Here is a 19,545-nt window from a genome sequence, read left to right as displayed (position 1 = left end):
TCATACGCAACTAGACGAATCGTTCGAGAAATACGGCATCGTCTATGCCACATGTTACAAATCGGCTTACCTTATTATTGCGTATGAACTGGAATTATGGCACTAACTTCCCTCTCTCTTTTAATAAGGAGAGGATTTCAACTATCAGACTTGCCACGTTTTTATAGCTAAAATCAATAGAGCGTTACCAGCATCGGTTGGTCTAGGAGCAATAAATGAAAGACCCTCTCAACTTTACTCACCTTGTAAAAATTTGGCTCATGTCAATCGCGGTTATGCTGGGTGGATGCACTCAAGGAGATTGGCGTACCGCAAGCAGAGAACCTGCGGGTATCGCACCCGATCCTTCCAATGTCAAGCATGCTGTGATTGAGTTTTACGCCGCAGACGCGTTTGGTTGGCGAGGCTGGTTTGCCGTTCATACATGGTTTGCAATAAAGCCTGAAAATGCGAACGAATATACAGTGTATGAAGTAGTCGGCTGGAGAGTGAATCGCGGACAACCCGCTCTATATCAGTACCAAACTGGGACGCCAGATCGATATTGGTATGGTGCAAAACCAGAAAAGATCCTCTCCATACAAGGTGAAAAGGCCCGCCAGCTTATCCCTAAAATACAAAGTGTGATTAACCAATACCCTTGGGCTGAAGAATATACGCTGTTTCCAGGGCCAAATAGCAATACATTTCCGGCTTGGGTGGGTAAACAAATTCCAGAATTAGAGCTGAACTTGCCGTTTCGCGCAATTGGTAGCGGTTACGCCAGCGATTAACAGCAAAGGTTAGTCACTGGCTCGTTTTATGTTCAGCCTAAAGCGCAATATCTATTGTGCGTCGTCACCCAACTCCGTTCTATTTCTTCCATTATGTTTCGCTTTATACAGTGCATTATCGGCGTCTTTCATTACCGCTTCAATTGGTGTGTCATTGCCTTTCCAGTGAGAAACGCCCAACGAAACCGTGACCTTACCAACCACCTGAAAGTCATGTTGTTCCACGTTGTGTCTAATACGCTCTGCAACATCCATAGCGTGGTTTACGTCTGTTTTTTCCAAAAACATCATAAACTCTTCACCGCCAGAACGACACAGGTGATCATTAGAGCGAGCTTGGTCTTTCATTAACTGCGCAAACTCTCTAAGTAAGTTGTCACCCACGTCATGGCCATAGTTATCGTTTACGCTCTTAAAGTGGTCAATATCTAGCGCCAAAACAGAGAACGCGGTATTTTCCTGCTTAAACAAACCAAGAACTTTATCTAATCCACGTCGATTCAATAATCCAGTCATCGAATCTGTTAATGTATCCAGTTGCAGCTTATCAATGGTTTTTGACACGATACCAAATGCTTTAAGAAAGCTAAGCTTCAAATGTGAGACCTCAAAATACCAAGACTTAACCAGTTTGAGATCATCGATAGAGGATGAATGTTCTTCGACACCTCGCACAGCACCCGCTAACTGCCAAAGTGGTCTAGAAATAAGAAGGGACAAGAACCAAATTAGCAACAAAGTTAATAAACCAATTGGAATCGACTTAAGGAAAACATTCCACATCTGTTCATCTAGCACAGATAACGTCATCGATTTCGGGCGCTGAGCAACAATTCCCCATCCTGATGACTTTACTGGTGCATAACCAGCAAGCATTTCGACGCCGCGAGAGTTAACAATTTCTTTGTTACCGCTCTGCCCCATCGTCACCGCTTTGATTGCCTCATTATCGTCGATTACTTCACCAACTCTCGATTGATCTGGGTGATAAATCAGAGTGTTACTCTCATCGACAACGTAAAGGAAAGAACCATCTTTGTATGCGTGCTGGCTGAGTAACTCTGCGAGAATATTTTCTTTTTCTAGATAAATAGTGCCGCCGATATAACCTAAATATTCATTAGATTGAGAAAATATAGGGTATGAGATGGTTAACAAGTAATTTCCAGCGGGCGATATAAATGGTTCAGTAACAACTGGTGCTTGAGCGTTTAAAGATTGGCGTTTTCTTTCACCCACTAACCTTACACCTTTCACCTGAAGTGTTTCAGGGGATACAGAAATAATAACCCCTTTTGCATTAACGACAACCACAGAGTTAAATGATTTGGTTTGCGTTCTTAATCTCTCAGCCTCTTTATCAAGAAGCTGAGCGTCATGCATCTTGTCTTTTAGCACGTTCGCACTGTATTTTAGCTGCGACATTGAGCTTTCTATGAAAGAGTCTGTCATTTCAGACATTTTTTGGGCGTAAACACGGTTTGATTCTAACGTGTTATTGATGATGAGATCCCTTTGAACACGATAAATCGAGTAGAATGCGTTGATCAAAGTGACAAGCACACTGAACACACATAGGGTGACAATAAGATTTCTAAGATTGAGTTTTTCTTTTCTTCTAAAAGACATTGCCAATGGCCAACTTTGAAGGCTTTCTATATGAATGAGCGTATAGGTTATATGAAATTGATTTGATTTTCAGGTAGTAAGTTGGGATCAATGTTAATATTTGCTCACATTAAAGAACACTTTATGAGCTAAAAAGAGAATTCAGTAGCACGATAAAGAACCGTGCTACTTTCATATTTGGCGTTTAAGAGGGTTTTGTCTCTGTCATCGTTTTTAATATATCCACAACTAGCTGATGATCATCTAACTGCGGTAAACCCGATACCGTCACAACCCCAACCAAACCAGGCCCAGAAAGCCGAATTGGGAACGCGCCACCATGAGCACAGTACTCACGAGCATCGAGATGAGGCTGATTTTCGAAATCACGTTGCTTTTGCTTGTTGTACAGAGAAAGATAGTAAGAGCTGTGGCCATACCTCAATACTGAGTTTCGCTTCCTACGGACCCAATCTAAATGATCAGCACAGGTTCCTGCCATCGCGTATTGAAATAGCGTTTGTCCAAAGCCGTAAACCTCAATAGCAACAGCCGCGCCGCGAGCTTCAGCCTCTTCTTTTAGAGCGAGGCCGATAGACCACGCAATATGGTGATTAAATTCCGCCAACTGAAGTTCATGCTCTTGCAGGGCCACGAGTTCAAGCGTCAAACTCATGGTTTCACCTGAATCGTTTTACCCGTTTTACTGCTTTCCAATGCCATCTCAATCAGAGCGATATTCTGTACTGCTTGAGCGGCAGGAACCGGGTTATCAGTGCCCAAACGAATGGCGTCTGCCACACCAACAAAGTAAGCTTGGTACGCGCCTCTCTCCGTTTTGATAGTTTGCGCACCGTCTTCGTCGTAACGGACGCCGTATAACGCCTCATCTTCTTCCGACCAAGCATCGTTTTCCGGCAAACGGCCTTCTTTTAAGTAGCCCTCTTGAGGATCTAATCCGAACTTTTCATATTTAGCTTCCGTACCCAATACTTTGTAGCGGAGATTCGGCTCTGGGCTATACAAGTTTGAATGCAAGTGCACAATATGCTCAGGGTAATGAAGTATCAAGTTGTAATAATCAATCGTTGTCGCACCCGGGCGCATCATTCGACATTGTGCGTCTATCGCATCTGGCAAGCCAAACAACACCAATGCTTGATCGAGAAGATGAGGAGCAAGGTCGAATAGAATACCACCACCATCTTGAGCTAGCTCTCGCCAGCGTTGACGAACTTCAGGGCGGTAACGGTCAAAGTGTGACTCGAACAGCTTTATATCACCTAACTTACCTTGTTCGATAAGAGATTTAACCGTGAGAAAGTCTCCATCCCAACGTCTATTGTGAAAAACGCTCAGCACCAGACCTTTCTCTTCCGCCAAGGCGATAAGTTCATTACCATCTTCTATCCGAGTAACAAACGGTTTTTCGACGATGACGTGTTTCCCATTGTTCAACGCACGCTTTGCAAGTTCGTAATGTACGTCATTTGGCGCAGTAATGATTACGAGCTCTGCATCACTATCATCGAGTAAAGTATTCGCATCAGAAAACCACTTAGCATCTGGCCAATCATTTTGAACCGCCTCCTGTTGACGCGAGCTTATCGCGCTCAGCGTTAAATTTGGTAGCGCTTTAATGAAGGGTAAATGAAACGTTTTTGCTGAATATCCGTAACCAATCACAGCGGTTTTTACGGGATCGTAAGCCATTCTAAGATTCCTTATTTCGGTGACACAACAATACATTCAATATCATTGTGATCGAGGAGTTGTTGAAAATCTGATTGAGGAGGATGATCGGTAATAATGATGTCGATCTTTGACAAATCACATACGTGGTGGAAATTGTCGCTACCAATTTTTCGGGATTCACAAACGACGATGACCTGCTGAGCTTGAGCAATCATCGCTTGTTTCATTGTTGCTTCTAACAAACTATTTGTTGTCAGCCCTCGGGATGACAACGCACACACGCCAATGAACGCTTTGTTCACGTGATAATGCTGCATTTGCTGCTCTGCTTGCGCCCCTAAAACTGCTCTGGCATAAGGGTCAAAGTGTCCGCCTAAGAAATAAACGTCCATTGTGTCGTTTGTCTCAGCAGCGGTCAGCACATCAATGCTGTTAGTAACGACGTTGAGCTTGTTTTCTCCACAACGCGCTTTTCCTGCATAGAGTGGGAGCAGAGATAAAATGGTGCTGGTATCAATAACAAGATGGTCGCGCTCATCCAACAACGCTGCGGCAGATTGAGCCAGTCGATGTTTAACGTCACTCACGGGTCGACTCGCGTATGCCTCGGTATGGGAAGAGATCGGCGCAAGCATGACACCACCTCGTATTCTTTGTAAACCAGGTTGCTGACTCAACTTAACTAAGTCTCGACGAGCTGAATCTCGCGAGATACCAAAGTACTCACAAACTTCAGACAACGTTACTTTATTTTGCTGATCCAGCTTCGCTCTGAGCGCTACGAGTCTTTCTTCTTGTGTCATGACTTAAATTCACTTAAGTGGTTTTAAGCAAACTTGCCACAATAATAGAAAAATTACCAACAAAACCACTTACAACCAACTCAATTGACCAAAGGTTAACCAAAGATAAATGAGCAGCAAGGCAAAACTTCCTAGGACGGTACGTTCACTCAAGCCCACATAGTTAGGCGTATGAAGTTTATTTATACCCGTTTAAAACAACTGGCTCATCTAGCCCTAACTTCACTCTATTTCTTTTAATAAGCGCTTTTGGTAGTGGAATAAACCCAGCATTTCGTACCTGTTGTGTATTGTGGTCGGTTGTAAGGAGTTCAAATAGCTTTGATTTTTTGATCTTCTGATTAGTGTCGAATTGTTTATTTATATAAACGTAATAGACCACGGAAAATGGATAGCGAAGAGAATAGATGCAATCTGTGCTCAAAGAGCATGAGTCATCGTTATGATGAACAGAGAGAGCCTTGTAGCTCGACCACTGTTCTGAGTATTTAAAATCGGAGTATCGCATATAAGCTTTGGCTGAAAAGTCGTCGCTTAAAGCCCGTTTCAATCGGTCTTCATCAAGCATTTGAATCGATGATTGACAACCATTAGAGCTCACATCTGGGTTACTTAAACGCATCTCCCCGAAAGCATACGTATTTGCATCACAGCGTTTCAATTCACTAACGGAAACACTATCTACCGTACTCTTTTGACTATTGATTACGACAATAGCGTTTGCCATTAAAAACAAACGTGTAGGCCTGTGGCCTCTTTCTCGTTGAAATCGGGAGATGTTTTCATCTGACCATTTCTTAGATGTGATCGCAATAGAGGCTCCGTCATTTAGCATGTCGTTAAAACCACCAGACTGAGATGCAAGCGCTACATTTACACTTGGCTCATCTATCAATGTTTCTATCGTTTCTAGTATCTCTGGTTCGACAAAAATCGATGTTCGAGCCTCAGAGTCAGCAAATGCCAGCGGTGAAATCAAACATGAAGCTAGAGCAAAGAAAGGCAAGACTTTAATTTTCATAATTCAACTCCAACTTCGAATTAGGTGTCAACTCGCTGTCCGAACTAAATATAGTCCACGCTTGTTCAGTACTTTCAGCTTTCGTGTTTACAACAGCAATTGTGCGCCTTTCCCGTTTTTTTAGTTGTACCGTCAATGCCGTATTCTGATAAAACTCTTGCTCTTCAATTCGATTATCTTGAATGCCGTTTCTCACTAGCAATTTTCGTATAGCTGCCGTTCTTTTCTTTGCCAACGCTTTGTTGTATTCGAGTGACGCTTCAGGGCTTGTGTCTCCTATCAGTATGACTTGCGCATTTGGGTTACTCTGAAGCAATGCTTTCAACTCGCTTAGCGGCATATCATGAGATGACGTTACCTGATGCTCATCCATCGCAAAGAAAAAACTGATCAGGTGTGTCTGCGAGTCGTTGACCCAATTCGCACAACCCTCACTGTCAACAACCACACCTTTGGGCGTATCTGCGCAGTTATCTCGTTGGTTTATCACGCCATCACTATCATTGTCTTTAAGGTCGTTGTACTGGTAAGTGGTCAACATCGTATCCGGTGATTCAGCACAGCCTGCTAACATGAAAACTAGAAGACTCGCCACTGCGAATTTATCCATTATTGTTCTCCTTCCAGTTCTCTGGATACTCAACTCGCAACGCATAAGTCAGAATCCCCATCGAGTTGAATAAACGGTAAGTGGCAACCAAATGATCGTACTTTGTTCGGGTATAGTTCCGTCTCGCAACAAACGTTTCAACTTTGGCATCTAATACATCTAACAAACTGCGTCGCCCTACATTGAACTGCTGGATGTACCCTAATTCAGTTACTTTCGCCGCATCAACGTTGACTTTTAAATACTCCATTTGCTGTTGAAGCAATGTATGTGCGTCCCATGCTAGCCTTACACCTTCATTCGCATCTAGTTCTGCATTTGCTCGAATAGCCCTCGCCTCCTCAACTCTCCAGGCGGATGACTCCACTCGGGAGTCTGTAGAAAAGCCGTTAAAAAGATCGTAGTTGACCGTCAGCATAACCTTTGCATCTTCGTTAATGCCTTCAATATTATCCACGTTGTCTGTTTTGTTGGCTGACAGCTCAAGCTTGAGCTCTGGGTAGTAATCCCCCTTTTCTCTTTTTACTTCATGTCGAGCCGCCTCTAAATCTTTCATCGCTGACTGTATGGATGGGTGCAACCTAACCGCTTGTTTGAGTGCTTCGTCAAGCTTATTCGGAAGCAACTCCTGCGGGTAAACAGGTTCAACTAAGTTTTGCGGCGCTCGACCAACCAAACGTACAAATCTTGTTCTAGCATCGGAAAGATTGTTTTGGGCGGCAATCAATGAGGACTGTGTTGTCGCGACACGCGAAGAAACCTGCGCTAAGTCGGAGTTGCTGGTTAAACCTTTTTCTTTTTTATCTAGAATGAAACGGTAGATCTCTTGGTGTTCACTTAGGTTTCTTTCTGTCAGTTTCATCAACTCTCGGGCATGTAAAACATCCACATACGCTCTGACAGTATCTAATGCGACATTTTCCGCAGATGCCAATAAGCCCAAGCGTTCAGCTTCAGCCTCGTAAGATAAGCGATCAACGTCAGCACTTGTTTTAAATCCATCAAATAACAGTTGGGAGATTCTTACGCCCATCTCCGTTCTTTCTAATGTTCTATCTTCACTGTCGATGTAGTTTCCGTTGTTATATCGAGTACCTTCGTACCCTGCTGCTGCATACAAATTAACCTGAGGAAGAAATGAACCATTTATGGCATTTCGGTCTCGTACCATCGACTCATAGCGAGAATAGCGAGCAAGCAAACTTGGGGAGCTATCGAGAGATAACGTAACTGACTCTTCTAAAGTCAAAGCGTTTGGCGACGATGATACTGCAAACAAGACCAATAACGTTGATTTAAGCCGCATCTTATATCCTTATGTCTATCTTTCTCTGAGCGAATTCTCTTTCGCACGTAATATAGGTTTTAACCAATAATTCAGTACTGTTTTTTCTCCTGTAAGAATGTCTACCACAACCTGCATTCCCGGGATGATCGTAAACTTATCATCAACCTTGAAAGTAACGTTGGCACGGTAGTAGGCATTGCCCTCTTCATTTTGAAGTGCATCGGCGCTTACGTAGGTCACTTCTCCTTCTAGGCCTCCGTAAATGACAAAGTCATAGGCAGACAACTTTACCGTTGCCGGCAGGCCAGGCCTTATGAAGGCGATATTCTGAGGAGAAATTCTCGCTTCAACGATTAACGTGCTATTACGAGGGACTATTTCTAAAATAGGCTCACCCGGCTTAACCACACCTCCGATGGTTCTGACAAAAACATCTTTGATGGTTCCATCGACCGGAGAAAGTAACTGCGTTCGATTCAACTGATCCGCAATCGCCTGACGACTTTCATTGAGCTGCGCTAGTTGCGTCACAACTTCATTGAGCTGCCCTTGTGCCTCTGCCCTAAAAGCAAGCGCAGTACCACGATAATCTGCGATGGATTCAGAATACACAGCCCTTTGCTTTTGGGCAGCAGCTTGTGAACTCGCGATGTCTCCTTTGAGCTTTATAACGTCTCTATTCAGTTTTAATAATTCCACTTCAGCCACCGCGCCACTAGAAACCACCTCTCTCAACATATCTCGCTCTCTCGAGACAATAACCAGACTGCTTTTTAGTGTTTGAATGGTATTCAAGGTATCTAGATAAGCTTGCGATTGTTGCTCAATTCGCAATTTAGCCTCCTCCAGCTCAGACTCCAGTTGGCTCAACCGCTCAAGATAGTTTGCTTTGGCATTCAGATAGGCAGAGTGGCCGGTCATCGAAATATCAAATGGCTGAGGCTCGATACTCACTTGTTGTTTCCAATCCAGTTGGAGGCTATTCACTTTTACCGTTTCTAATTCAATTTGAAGCCTCTGCTTTCTGGCGAGCAAAGATTCAACTTGTTCAGAGGTCTCCGAATAGGTCGACTTAAACCTTGTATCATCCAGAATGGCGATGGTTTGCCCCTTAGTGACGCTTTCACCAGGCATGACAAGTAACTCCTTTAGAATGCCTCCCTCTAAGCTCTGAATCGTCTGAACAGACAAAGTAGGAACAACTTTTCCTTCGCCGACAACCACTTCGTCTAACCTCGCCCACGAGGCCCAAATAATCACACTCAGCACTAACGCGGCAGACAACCAAATCAACGTTCTCGAACGGTTTGCTAAATGAGCATTACTCCAACGAACTGTGCTCATCATTGACCTCCTTCGCATACAATTGATACTGCGCGTACTCTGTTCGTCTTCGCGTTAGACTGTTGTTTAGCAAAAATTTCTTGGGGCGCTCCTTCCCTCAAAATTGTGCCTTTATCAAGCACAACAATTCGATCACAAAGCGATAATAAGGAATGTTTATGAGAGCTAATAATCATCGTCGTCGAGTGCGGCAACGATTTGAGAGCATTAAACAATGCATTCTCAGCAGGCTGGTCTAAGGAACTGGTTGGCTCGTCTAAAATTAATGCTGCTGGGTTTCGATAAAAAGCTCTTGAAATCGCTACAGCTTGCCTTTGCCCCCCCGACAAATAACGCCCTCCTTCTCCGACTTGCGTTTCTAGACCATGAGGAAGGCGACTCATGTACTGGTTCAAACCCGATAATTCTATCGCACGGCGTAATCGTTCTTGATCAATAACATGATGTCCTAATACTATGTTTTCCATAATGCTGCCGTATATAAGATGCGAATCTTGGCCAACCCAACCCGTTTTCTCTCTTATCAATTCGGCGGGCCAAAGCTGACTGTCAATGTCATCAAAATAAACGCTACCCTGTAAGGCACTGAGTTGATTGGTAATAATAGAAAGGAGTGTAGACTTTCCTGCTCCTGCACTACCAATAACGCCAACGCGTTCGCCTTGCTTGATAGTAAGATTAATATCTCTCAAACATGGCATATCAACATCTGGGTATTGGAAGCTCACGTTTTCTAAACGTATATTCCCTGTAAATTCGGCAGACGTAATGACCTGACTGCGTTGCGCCTCCTGAGGTAAAGACATGATAGAATTTAAGCCTTCAACCGCTGTTTTTGTCTGTTGATAGCGAAGTAACAACATAGCTAACTGGTTAATCGCCCCTGCAGCACGACCGCTAAGCATGACAATAGCAATGAGCCCCCCCATGCTGAGCAATCCCTCAGAAATTCTGTACACGCCTGTTACAAGTAACATTACGGTAATTATCTGCTGGCTAGATTGAATGGAGTAAGCAACGATATTCGAATAGTTTCGCGATTGATTTTGCCAATCAGAAAGCATGGATACCGTTTGCTCCCAACGCTTTTGTGCTTCTCCCGTAGCGTTATTTTGCTTAATCTCTTTTAAAGAGGACAATGAATCAAACAAGTGAGCTTGTCGCTTCATGGATAGTGCAGCACTTTCCGTATGTGATTGTTCTATTTTTGCTTTTACCGCAAAGCCAAGGATCAGCAGGGTAAACATGACGGCAATAGGTATGAACATCATTGCCCCACCTAGCCAACCTATTAAGACTAAAAATAACAACGTAAATGGGAGATCAACTAAGGTCACAAGAGATGCAGAAGTAAAAAAATCGCGAACACTATCAAAATCTTGTAGTTGTCGAGCGAATGCACCGACTGATGCAGGACGGTGTTCAAGTTTCATCCCCATAACTTTAGAAAAAAGTATCGAAGAAAGCTTGTTATCGATGTACTTACCCGCGGTATCAGTGACAACTCCCCTTGCTTTACGCAATAGCCAATCAAAAATAATGATGACGGAGACACCAGCGACCAAAACCCATAATGTACTGAAAGCTTGATTAGGCACTACACGATCGTAAACGTTCATAGTGAAAAGCGGAATAACTAGCGCTAGCGTATTGATAAGGAAAGAGGCAATCAAAAGATCTCGATACCACGGAGACATTTCTTTCACTACGGCGAAAAGCCAATGTTCATTATAATCCGCTTGAATAGAACTTATCCGTTTGTCCAGCTCTGGACGCATAGAAACTTGCCATGCTTGAGGCTGGAATTGATTATGCAGTTCCTCGCTCGTGACGTATTGCGTTTCACCTTGATCTTCACTAAATAACGTGACTTGATAATCGCTGTTATGTCGCTCAGATATAATAGCGGGTTGTAACGTCTTCCTATTGATTACCACCAATGGAAAGCTCAACATTGCGGTGGATTTTAAATCGATTAATGTGAGTTCAAGATCGGCTCGCTCAGCGGCTCTGATGAATAAGTCACTATCCAATCTACCCTCAACAAGAGGTAATCCAGAAAGCACCTTTTTTGTATGGTGTCTAACCTCAAAATAACGCATCAACCAAGTTAACGATTGCCCCCAAGGATCGTTAGTCAGCTCACTTGATGAGGATGAGTGATGCTTCATGACATACCACCTACTAGCAAGTTGTTGTCATCAATCATCTTCTGTAAGACATTTTCTTCGGCTACGCCAGTCGAGTCACCTTTGTAAAGCTGATCGAGAGTGACGCCCTGCATAAGAATCTGTTGTTTTGTCCCCGTCTCTTCTGGTTTTATGTGAAGCGTTACGCCATCATCATTCTCTGTTAAATCGAGCTTATTATCGACTTCTGTTATCGAGGTAGCGGTGATTATCGAGGCGATGTCAATTGTGTCATTATCATCACCAATAACGGATATTTGGAAATCGTTGATCACATCGTACGAGGGCTTTAACTCGTTACCGAGCCCTGAACTGTCAAACTGGAATACATCGCTGCCACTTCCTCCAATAAGCAAATCATTAGCATCTGTCGCAAGTAATGTTTGGCCCCCTTCTTCCACTAAGGTAACATTGACTGTCTGAGCAGCACCTTCTGCGACTGTAGCACCCAGTGTTGCAATCGGTTTTATCGACAACGTAAAATCACTTGCACCGCTAAACCCGCCAACGATGGAAAGATCAGCGACATCCTCTTGATCAACAGTATAAATGCCGTTCAATCTTTCACCATGACTCAACTCTAGATCTGTTGGTAATCCGCGAATCTCCACACTTCCAAACTCTTCGGGTGCAGGATTGACTAAATTCATGCTCAACCCCAAAGGAATACTCCCAGACGCTTCAGACACAATAGACTGATAATCGGCCGTTAGTGTTGGCTCATCAGTTTCAGGGGTAACAACAATGGTTAGATCGGTAGTTTGCACATCTCCAAAATCGGTTTCGAGTGTCTCTGACACTATCGCTTGATCAAACGTTCTAACATTGAGAGCAACATCCATCGTTCCAAATGCATCCTTCGGAATGAACTCCAAACCTGACACTTCATTTGCTCGCACTAATACCGTCGCCACGGCATTGCCCGCGTCATCGAAGGTAAAGGATGAGAATTGAGTCCCGATACGAATCCTACCTAAGCCTTCCAATGCAGAGGGTTCAGAGCTTGCTTTGATCAACATCGACACTTCTATATATTCGTTGCTATTTGTTTCAAAACCGCTCGCTAAAAAGTCAATCGAAATGGAATCACCTTCATCTCCAGTGAACGTGTTAGAGGTTGTATTCAACGATACATCATCGCCAATCGGTTTTACGCCGACGTTGAACTGAGAAGTGGTATAGTTATAGTCGTTTGATCCAGACTCTTGGGTAATAGCTTGCAGTGTTAATGAAATATCCCCACTAAAATCTAGTGGCGGTAGAAAGTAAACCTTATCAAGTTGTGCTTGAGTTAGCTGCCACTCCTTGCTCTCACCATCCGTTGAACCGTTATCAGGGAGTAATTCGAACGTCTCATTATTGTCCCAAACCAACACGGCTCCGTTTGGCACTCCTGTCATGACCAAAGACATCGACTCAGAACCATCTTGATCGACTAATGATGCAGATAAGTTTCCTAAATAAATATAATTATCTTCATCACCAACTACGTCTTCTGTTTCCAGAACCGCTTTATCAACCACTGGGGCAATGGTAACGGTAACTTCTGTTGATTTAGTTTGAGTATCTTTCGCACTGTCAGTACTTAAACAACTTCCCGTGACTTCATCAGTAATGTTTGCGTCAACGGAAATAACAAGCTCTCCACTGTAGTTTTCAGGTGGGATTAACTGAATTTCGTTTAGACGCGTAACATCTGTCACTACCCATGTTCCATCACCGTTGTCAATGAGTAGGCTCGGGTCCACGGCAGTAAACCGCGCATTCTCGTCAGACACCGATAAAGAAACCCAATTGACACTTTCAAGGCCAGTCGCTGCGTCACCTTCTCCAGTAATGGACTGCATTGGTCCTTCACTATCGCCCAATACAAGAGCAAGATTCAGGTTGGTTATAGTATCTTCTTGAACCGTAACTTGGCTTGGTGCTATCGCGATATCATCGACAACAGGAGAGATTTGTACCGTAATGGTCTGAGCGGTTGTTTTCGAGTCACCATCGCATGGGGCCGTTTCTGTCACTTCTAAATTGAAAGTAATGCAACCAGCAAAGTCCTCATCCACGCCAGTAAGCGTCAAGGAAGACAATCCAGCGCTAGAAATTGAATAACCCAACAGATTGCCCGCATTATCATAAGCAGGTATCACACCTTCGCCAGTAAGCTCGACTCCTTCAGGTAAAGAATCTGCGGCGACAAAGAAGGAAACTAAGTTACCATCACTACTCGCCACATCAGGGTTTAAAAACGCCCCAATTGAGACATCTTCACCTTCTTTACCTACAATATCCCCACTTTGAACGCTTCCCGGTTCACCAGGATCAGCACACTGGTCTCCATCTCCTTCATGGCCAGTAATTTGAATTTGGAACTGACCTGTGATGTATTGAGCATCCGTTCCATCTCGAACATACGCTAACACATTCACATCAAGTATCTCTGTGTTAGATGGGCTATAAATCGATGCGCTAGCAAGCAAATCTTGAGCGGTTTCCAACACGCTATCACTTGTGATTCCTTCCATTGGAATCAGCCAGTTCCCATCGGCATCTTGAGAAGCACCGTTCGGATGAGTAACAATGAGGTCTTGACCCTGCGGTATCTGTAAAACGATGTAATCGAGATACTCTGAACCATCAATATCCGCTTCTGTAAATGTAATGCCTCCACTCACGTCGACAGCAGACCCATCGGTACTTGTGAATACTTCAGTCGCACCTTCTAAACGTGTTTTGTCAATATCTTCATTACCAATATCCACTTTGCCAGAAACCACGACGCTCAAAGAGCCATTGATTGCCTTTACATCAGTCTCCATCGTCGGAGACGTGTCTGTCACTTCGTACTGAACTTTCAGGCTAAACGTCCCACTTAGGTCTTCATTAGCTTTTACAGTGATTCGTCCACTGTTTAACAACTCAGATAATGTTGCCGAGCTACCATCGAGTAGTTCATTGAGTTCTAACGGTAAATTACTTTCCTCTACTGCATTACCATCAAAGTAAAGTGTTAAGCCATCTGGAATGGATACAATGGTGTATCCTGTCAAGGACTCACTAGAATCTATATCTTGATTAACGACAGGCTCAAGATTTAGTGTGATGAAATTGTCCTCAATACCATTGCTTTGTAATTCTTGGCCGTCAGTTTGATCAACAATAGGTGAGATTTCCATTTCCACTTTAAGAGGGGTTTCAGCAGAATCACCATCCGGCTCTGTTGAAACGACGATAACATCCATGCTCAGTGTTCCACTAAAATCTTGCTCTGTTTTGAGGTAAGTGTTTTCAAGAACAGCGTTTGAGACCTGATAAACTGGCCCCGTTATCGGGTCCACGTAAGCAATTGGAAGAACAATAGGGTCACCATTTACATCTGTCAGTTGTGTTCCCAAAGGGATGTTCTGAAGCAAGATATTAATTTCTTCTGATAGATCGTCGTCTGATGTCTGGATGATAAAATCCAGTTGTATCAGGTTATCTTCGTCTAACGTAGAGAGATTACTAATTACTTTAGTCGCTTGATCATATTGCCAATTCCCCTGTCCACCATCTAGGACAATTGGTTCATCGACCACGCCTTTTAGCTTAATGTCAATGGTTGCAGATTGGCTCTCGGCGGTTTCATTAAGAGGTGCTAAGCCATCAATAGTCGACTCTGTTGAAATAGCAGTTACTTGAAGGGATAGAGGTTCAGTAAATGAGCTGATATCCGATTTTGGTTGAAGTAACGCCTCTGAATTGGCTAGAGCATTGGAGGTCACTAGGTAGGTATTAATACCGATAAGCGTAATCCCAGATCCGACAGGCAATGTCCAACCATCTTGAACTTCTATGCGATAAGACAGAGACTCCGAGCCATCTGTGTCAGTGAGCCGTCCTAAGATGTACTCTTTTAAGTCAATCGCTTGGTCTTCAAGCCCCTGAATGTTTTTAACGGTCAGCGTAGGCACATCGGCATCTGGAGATATATCGATAACAACTTGTTCAGTGATCTCCGCTGTTTTATCTTGCTCATCGGCAAACACACTACCCGACTCAGTCGTTACTGCCGTTACATCAAAAGCAAATCTTCCGGCTAAGTTTTCGTTAGATGTGATTTCAATTTGATCTAACTCGGATTGGCTATACGCTTTCCCTTCCTCAATAGCACTTCCGTTAAGTGTTAATATAAGCCCATCTGGAATATTCGAAATTTGGTAGTGGAGCGTTTCAGAACCGTCTTGGTCAAACTTTTCAGCAACAATATTGAGTGAAAGTGATTCAGCGGAATCTTCAACACTTTGATAAGAAAAGTCCGAATCATTAGACCACTCTGGCAAATCTGCAACCGGTAAAACGTTAACATTTAACGTGTTATTGCCTTGTAATACAAAACCATCTGGTTCGACATCAGATACGATTAATGCAGACACTGCTAACGAAACTTTGATAGTGTTGCCCGACAGGTTTAGCGCTGGTTGATAAGTGAGATCACCATTTGGAACGGTGAATATACCCACCCCCATTAGCTCTGTACCAGAAAGACTAATAAATCCGTCATTATCATCATCTTCAAGGCGCACTCCGTCTAAAAACAGAGCCCCTCCTTGTAGAGATTCAACAGAGATCCTTATCGCTTCAACACGCTCATTATTCTCCGTATCCCCAGGAGAAACTCTAATCGGTAACGCGACTGGCGTGGGGTCTCCACTATTATTCGCGCCATTATCTTCTAACGTATCTACATTAACGGTTCGAATAAAGCCCCTAGCATCATCAAGAATTAATTGAGCTTCACTGCTTGCTTGGTCACCGTCTGCATCCGTCACAGTTATCGTTAGATCATCAAGCAAACCACCTACAGGCGTATTAACAATAAGCTCGGTAGTTAGCGTAAATGTCCCATCTTGAGCAATAGTCAGCGTTCCATATTTTAAGTTACCATCACTACTATTGATTAAATCGATGGTCCAAGCATCATTGCTAAATACCGAACTCGCCGTATCGTATGTTTCACCTGCATAGGTCAAACTTGATATCAACGTGCCATCTGAACTGATTAAGTCGGCATTATTGCTAAACCAGTTTCCCGAAAACTCATCCCCCTCGGTAAGTTCAATTTCTATTGGTGAGCTTGTGTCTTCAGGGATATCATCTACTACACTAACGGTATATGTCTCAGCTTCAGACTGGTCGCCATCCTTATCAACGGCATAAATTGAAAAACTGAGTTCTAATGTGTTCTCGTCCGCTGGAACACCGTCAGGTTCATCGTGTTCAAGTGCACGGTATAGATCAAACTCGACAGTCCCATCGGTATTAAATCTAATTCTAAAGACGTCTTGCTCGCTTTCATCTCTTGCATATAACCAACCATTCGAGTCCGGTGAATCAAGCGAAACCAGGCTACCACTACTTGTTTTATAGCCGAGCGCATTGAACATATCGATATTCACGCTCACACTGGCGATAGAGTCTGAACCTTGTAATAGCGTAATGGATGGTGACGAGCCCTCGATGCCAGAATCAAGCGAATCATCATTCAACCCGTTTTCATTGACTGTGATTCCCTCTGTAATTACTAGTTCCGGAAACAAGCCATCATAGACCAGTATGTTGGACTCCGTAGAGATCTCGCTTCCATCAGAATCTCTCGCCACGATGGGCATAGAGATCGACAATTGCGTCCCATCACCTAAAACATGGTCAAGCGAGTGATAAAGCTCTACAGTTACATTAACGGTAGACGTATCATTTGATGGCAAAGAGAAGTCACTAGGTAACGTGACCCTAAATACAACGTCTCCAGTGTCTGAAATTGCGTCAAAGCTTCCATCATTGTTATCGTACCAAGTGACAGCCTCTCCGTTATAAGTAACAGCATCACCAAGCGTAGTTTTGACAGTATCTCCATCATTTATGTCAACACCCAGATACACAATCGGATCGAATGATGACGTAACTATCACATCCGTATTCGCTATGGCTGAACCCCCATCAGGAGCAATGTTTGTATCGACAGGTGTTTCGGTCAACTCGACATTGCCACTATTGATTAGCGCTTGTCCATTGTCGTTATCTATCACATTAATGTCTAAAACGACCGACGTGTTATCTTGGTCTGAGTCCATTGCAGTAACAACGAGAGGTACGTTTGGATCAGTATTTTCTTGTTGGTCGAGAGCCTGAAAAAGCTCAAAGGAGTAGGTAATGTCGCTATTTGCATCAATAGGTAATGAAGCACTGAGGGTAGCTTGAAAGATGGGAATCTGAGTTTGCCCATCTTCGTCAAGAATATAACCATCAAGTGTTTTGCCATCCGCAGAGACTTGATAAAGCACAACTTGTTCACCACTCGTCAACAAGGGTTGTTCAGAGACGATGAACGACAAAGATTCGAGGTAATCACTGCCAACCTCAACTTGAAAATTCCCTGAGCTCAACACACTTCCATTTGCGAGATCAGATTCTTTTACTTCTACCCCATTCAAATTATTTAAAGTTGGGTCTGCGCCATCCTTTAGAACATAGTCAATTTCATTCTCTACAAGCGGTGTGGCATCTAAATCTACGCCACCAATGGTCAACGGGAAAGTGACCGTATCACTGCTATTGAATTGATCGATAGGGTGCTCAAGAGTAAGCGAAATTGAAGCTAATACATCGTTACCCGACTCAACGCTACTCAACGTTAACGTAAATACAGTGACACCATTCGCAAATGCTGTAATTTGCTTTCCACTGGAACTTAACGTGTAGCTAAGCTCATTATCAGAGACTGAGCTTGTAAGCCCTAATGCTTCTAACTTAGTAATAGATGACCCACCGAAATACAAACTACTCGGATCAGGGTTGTCAGATCCCGCGACAATATTGACAGTTCCTTCAAAGTTCAATATCGGGCCATCCAAAGGGACTTCTGTTACGTCTATAGTCGCATTGCCTACGTAACCTGCTTGTCCATCAGTAATCTCAATGGTTGCGTTAGCCAAGCCATAGTCTTGGGAGTCATCTGCAGCTAAATAGCTGAAAGAAACACTTTGCTCGACCGAATGATCTAGGTTTCGACCTGCATCAAACTGCCAAGAGCCATCAGAAAATACGGTTAATTCGCCTTTTTCTAAACTAAAACTTACGGATCCCCCCTCTAGAATTGACTTCTGCTCCCCGCCAGCCTCTACAAATTTCACATAAAGTGTTCCATCAAGATCAATATCATTTTCAAGTAGATTGCCCGTAATTGTTTGATCTTCTACGACTGAGTATGTGTCATCTCTAATCACCGGATCAGAGTCATAAATAGTAATCGTTAACGGTGCCACAACCGTCTCTTGTGTGCCGTCAGCATCACTTTGAGTGCTTTCAACCAATACGTTAGTCACCAGCTCATCTTGACCTACATCATGATCAATCGCTTCATAAAAAGTAATTTGAACTGTACCATCATCATTGACTTCTGCTGAAAAAACTAATCGGTCGTCGGTCGATGTTCCTTGTAAGCTCAACCCATCTTCTGCAACAACAACATTAATAGATTGACCGACCGATGTAAGCGCGCTCAAACTTGGCTGCTCTGCATGCAGTGCTGGCACACCATTTTCTATGTTGATGGCTGCCGAGCTGCTTTGCTCACCAAAAAATCCAACGATATTTTCAGAAAATACCGTTGAACCGGGTAGCACTATTGTCGGCATGGTATCTACCGCGTGGTTGCCGGCGGCATCCAACACTTCTGCTTCAATGGTCCACGTGTTGTTTAGATTGAGAGTGTTTACGTCAATTCCGGTTACTGTCCACGAACCTGATGCATCAACAAGGCCAGTAAAATTCAGCGTGCTGTCTCCGTCACTTACCCGAATCGTCACTGCCAGACCTTGCTCTACACCACTGGTTGTCCCTCTCATTTCCGTGACTATACCCTCACGGAAATTATCAATGGCAAGACCACCGCTAATATAAAAATCCGTATCGATATCAATGGTGGGAGCTGTGGCATCTATGGTCGTAGCCTCATCCATCGCTTTCGCTTGGTTGCCCGCTACATCATTCACGGAGGCAGATACGGTTAACGCCCCATCGGCTAACGTGGATAAGTTCACCCCTTCGACTTGCCACATACCATCAACGACAACGGCATTGAACGAGAGCATCACCCCTGAGCTGTCTTGAACCGTGACAGAAACCGTCTGACCATTTTCAACATCACTGACTTGCCCTGACAAAGTGACAGATTGG

11 protein-coding genes are annotated in these 19,545 nt (G+C 43.6%); 1 reads left to right on the top strand and 10 read right to left on the bottom strand.

All coding sequences use genetic code 11. The features are described 5' to 3' along the window. Positions 1–215: 215 nt before the first annotated feature. Positions 216–773 carry a DUF3750 domain-containing protein gene (locus R7P67_RS09825; RefSeq protein WP_064353879.1) on the top strand — a complete coding sequence of 186 codons (558 nt, stop codon included), beginning with the start codon at positions 216–218 and terminating at the stop codon, positions 771–773. Between the two features lie 51 nt (positions 774–824). Here the strand turns inward: R7P67_RS09825 and R7P67_RS09820 are convergent, their stop codons facing one another. The 10 genes from R7P67_RS09820 to R7P67_RS09775 all read right to left on the bottom strand — a co-directional run bounded on the left by R7P67_RS09820 (position 825) and on the right by R7P67_RS09775 (position 19,532). Next, positions 825–2,402 (bottom strand): sensor domain-containing diguanylate cyclase, encoded by a 1,578-nt coding sequence (locus R7P67_RS09820; RefSeq protein ID WP_005389121.1) that lies wholly within the window; start codon positions 2,400–2,402, stop codon positions 825–827. A gap of 184 nt (positions 2,403–2,586) precedes the next feature. After that, positions 2,587–3,057: a heme-degrading domain-containing protein gene (locus tag R7P67_RS09815; protein WP_170893814.1), complete on the bottom strand. Its 471-nt coding sequence runs from the start codon at positions 3,055–3,057 to the stop codon at positions 2,587–2,589. Then, positions 3,054–4,094: an oxidoreductase gene (locus R7P67_RS09810; RefSeq protein ID WP_005377752.1), complete on the bottom strand. Its 1,041-nt coding sequence runs from the start codon at positions 4,092–4,094 to the stop codon at positions 3,054–3,056. The genes R7P67_RS09815 and R7P67_RS09810 overlap by 4 nt, the downstream gene beginning before the upstream one ends. An 11-nt stretch (positions 4,095–4,105) precedes the next feature. After that, positions 4,106–4,879, bottom strand: a complete 774-nt coding sequence (locus tag R7P67_RS09805) for a DeoR/GlpR family DNA-binding transcription regulator (protein WP_167415180.1) — start codon at positions 4,877–4,879, stop codon at positions 4,106–4,108. A 178-nt stretch (positions 4,880–5,057) separates the two neighbouring features. Further along, entirely contained in the window at positions 5,058–5,900 is an 843-nt protein-coding gene (locus tag R7P67_RS09800; RefSeq protein WP_005390219.1) for a hypothetical protein, read from the bottom strand. Beyond that, positions 5,890–6,510: an OmpA family protein gene (locus R7P67_RS09795; RefSeq protein WP_031781401.1), complete on the bottom strand. Its 621-nt coding sequence runs from the start codon at positions 6,508–6,510 to the stop codon at positions 5,890–5,892. Before R7P67_RS09795 ends, R7P67_RS09800 begins: the two co-directional genes overlap by 11 nt. Beyond that, positions 6,503–7,816: a TolC family outer membrane protein gene (locus R7P67_RS09790; RefSeq protein WP_054579453.1), complete on the bottom strand. Its 1,314-nt coding sequence runs from the start codon at positions 7,814–7,816 to the stop codon at positions 6,503–6,505. Before R7P67_RS09790 ends, R7P67_RS09795 begins: the two co-directional genes overlap by 8 nt. Before the next feature lie 15 nt (positions 7,817–7,831). Continuing rightward, on the bottom strand, positions 7,832–9,145 hold the full coding sequence (locus tag R7P67_RS09785; protein ID WP_318085944.1) for an HlyD family type I secretion periplasmic adaptor subunit: 1,314 nt from the start codon (positions 9,143–9,145) through the stop codon (positions 7,832–7,834). Further along, positions 9,142–11,313 (bottom strand): type I secretion system permease/ATPase, encoded by a 2,172-nt coding sequence (locus tag R7P67_RS09780; protein ID WP_262653709.1) that lies wholly within the window; start codon positions 11,311–11,313, stop codon positions 9,142–9,144. Before R7P67_RS09780 ends, R7P67_RS09785 begins: the two co-directional genes overlap by 4 nt. Beyond that, on the bottom strand, positions 11,310–19,532 hold the full coding sequence (locus tag R7P67_RS09775) for an Ig-like domain-containing protein (RefSeq protein ID WP_318085943.1): 8,223 nt from the start codon (positions 19,530–19,532) through the stop codon (positions 11,310–11,312). The genes R7P67_RS09780 and R7P67_RS09775 overlap by 4 nt, the downstream gene beginning before the upstream one ends. Positions 19,533–19,545: the final 13 nt, after the last annotated feature.

The organism is Vibrio sp. Vb0937 (assembly GCF_033338855.1).
The sequence above is the reverse complement of the archived record's forward strand: the minus strand, read 5'-3'. Positions and strand labels throughout refer to the sequence as shown.